This window comes from Novosphingobium sp. 11B, assembly GCF_054589055.1.
This window is the reverse complement of record NZ_BAAILP010000290.1, coordinates 26,801-29,062: the sequence shown is the minus strand read 5'-3', so window position 1 is coordinate 29,062 and position 2,262 is coordinate 26,801. Positions and strand designations below refer to the sequence as shown.

The following is a 2,262-nucleotide window of genomic DNA, read 5'->3' as shown; positions in this document are numbered from 1 at the left end:
AGCGCGGCCGCGCTTCCGGCCTTCACTGCCGCGCGGCAGAACTCGCTTTACCTGCTGGCGACACTTCTGGGCCGTCCGCCCGCCGATTTTCCTGCGGAAGTCGCAGACTGCGCTACGCTGCCGCGCCTCGCGGGCGGAGTGCCGGTCGAGGATGGTGCCGCGCTCATCCGTCGCCGCGCCGATATCCGTGCTGCGGAACGTACCATCGCCGCCGACACCGCGCGCATCGGGGTGGCGACGGCGGACCTCTATCCTTCGGTCAGTATCGGCGGGTCGCTGGGCTTCTCCGGCCCGATCCACGATTTCGGCACCGGCGACAGCTTCGGCATGAGTCTCGGCCCGCTGCTCAGCTGGAGCTTCCCCAACCGCCCGGCCGTACGCGCGAAGATCGATCAGGCCGACGCGCAAGTGCGCGTCGATCTCGCCAATTTCGACGGTACGGTACTGGAAGCGCTGCGGCAGGCGGAATCGGCCATGGAGACTTACGCGCGGGATCGGGAGCGCGAGGCGGCACTGGGCCGGGCGGCAGATGCGGCGGGGCTATCGGCTTCGCAGGCAGGCAAGCTGTTTCGCTTCGGGCGTAGCGCTTTTCTCGATCTGCTAAGTGCGCAGGCGAGTTTGGCTTCCGCTCAGGTGAGTCACGCCTCGGCGCAAACCACACTGGTAGACGACCAGATCGCGGTGTTCCTGGCGCTCGGCGGCGGGTGGCGGCAGTAGCGGCCGGCCCACCCCGTCCGGCTAGGAGGTAAACCGCCAAGCCTCCCGGCCCTTCCGCAAGCGGGAGGGCATGGCCTTGTTCTCCCCTCCCGCTTGCGGGAGGAGCTGGGGGTGGGCTTTCCTACCCCAAATCAAAAATCGATCGCGATGCCTTTCTGCACCCAGTCGCCGTAGCGGGTGGGTGAAAGGCCGTCGGGATCCTGCTCGTCCTTGGCCTTGACAGGCGGGGGAGCGGGGTCGTTGGTCCAGTGAGCGGGCTTGGTGAAGGCCGCCGGACGTTCAGTGGCGCGCTTGGTCATGGGCCCCATGTGGTGCGGGTGGCGGAAAAAGGCAATCCGGTATAGGGGCCGACGATGGACATACCCGGACTTCCTGCGCGCCGTGCCGCGCTCAACCTCATCGATGCCGTTCTGCGCAGGGGCGAGACGCTCGACCAGGCGGGCGGCTCCGCGCTCGCGCGCATCAAGGGCGATGCCGACCGCGCGCTCGCCCGCGCCATCGCCGGGGAGGTGCTGCGCTGGCGCGCCGACCTCGACGCGCTGATCGACTCCGCCACCCGCCTGCCGCTGGCCGACGACGCCAAGGCGCGCGCGGTGCTGCAGATCATGCTGGCGCAAGTGCTGCGGCTGGAGACGCCCGCGCACGCCGTCATCGCCACCGGCCTGCCGTTGCTGATGGGCGGCCCGCGCCGTCTGGCGCACGGCGTGTTCTCGACCCTGACCAAGCGCGCCGTGACGCTGCCCGAAGTGCCGACCCTGCCTGAGCCGGTCATGGAGCGCTGGGGCATCCGGGCCGAGACGATCGCCGCCGGTCTCGCCGTGCCGCCGCCGCTGGACCTCGCGCTGCGCGATGCCGCGGCGACGGCGGAGTGGGCCGAGCGTCTCGGCGGCGTCTCGCTGATGCCGGGTCATGTGCGCCTGCCGCGCGGGATCGCGGTGGAGCATCTCGAAGGTTTCCGCGAGGGTGCGTGGTGGGTGCAGGATCTCGCTGCCAGCCTGCCCGCGCGCATGCTCGGTGCGGGTGAGGGCCGGTCCGTGCTCGATCTTTGCGCCGCGCCCGGCGGCAAGACGATGCAGCTTGCGGCGGCGGGCTGGAAGGTGACCGCGCTCGACAACGCCAAGCGGCGGCTGGAACGCCTGCGCGAGAACCTCGAGCGCACCGCGCTGGAGGCGGAGGTGGTCCTCGCGGATGCCTTTACGTGGGAGCCGCAGGAGAAGTTCGACGCGATCCTGCTCGACGCGCCGTGCACGGCGACGGGCACCTCGCGCCGTCATCCGGACGTGCTCCACCGCATCGCGCCGCGCCAGATCGAGGAGATGGCCGAAATCCAGACGCGGATGCTGGCGCGGGCGGCCGAGTGGCTGAAGCCCGGCGGCACGCTGGTCTACGCTGTGTGCTCGCTGGAGCAGGAGGAAGGCGAGGACCGGGCGGCCGACGTCGAACTGACGCTCGCCCCGATCACGGCGGCGGAACTGCCCGAGGGCCTCTCGCCGACGGGCGAGGGCTGGCTGCGCACCGATCCGGGAATGCTGGCCGAGGCGGGCG

The 2,262-nt window shown here is 70.8% G+C and carries 3 protein-coding genes; 2 read left to right on the top strand and 1 reads right to left on the bottom strand.

Annotated elements, in window-relative coordinates; all coding sequences use genetic code 11:
* A partial coding sequence (locus ACYPYD_RS25140; RefSeq protein ID WP_459666210.1) for a TolC family protein occupies nucleotides 1-717 on the top strand: 717 nt, incomplete at its 5' end.
* Between the two features lie 131 nt (nucleotides 718-848).
* Here the strand turns inward: ACYPYD_RS25140 and ACYPYD_RS25135 are convergent.
* Nucleotides 849-1,016 (bottom strand): DUF1674 domain-containing protein, encoded by a 168-nt coding sequence (locus ACYPYD_RS25135; protein WP_008832636.1) that lies wholly within the window; start codon nucleotides 1,014-1,016, stop codon nucleotides 849-851.
* Between the two features lie 54 nt (nucleotides 1,017-1,070).
* On the opposite strand from ACYPYD_RS25135, the gene ACYPYD_RS25130 reads away from it, so the two are divergent.
* Nucleotides 1,071-2,262 (top strand): RsmB/NOP family class I SAM-dependent RNA methyltransferase (locus tag ACYPYD_RS25130; RefSeq protein WP_459666208.1); only part of this gene is annotated, 1,192 nt, incomplete at its 3' end.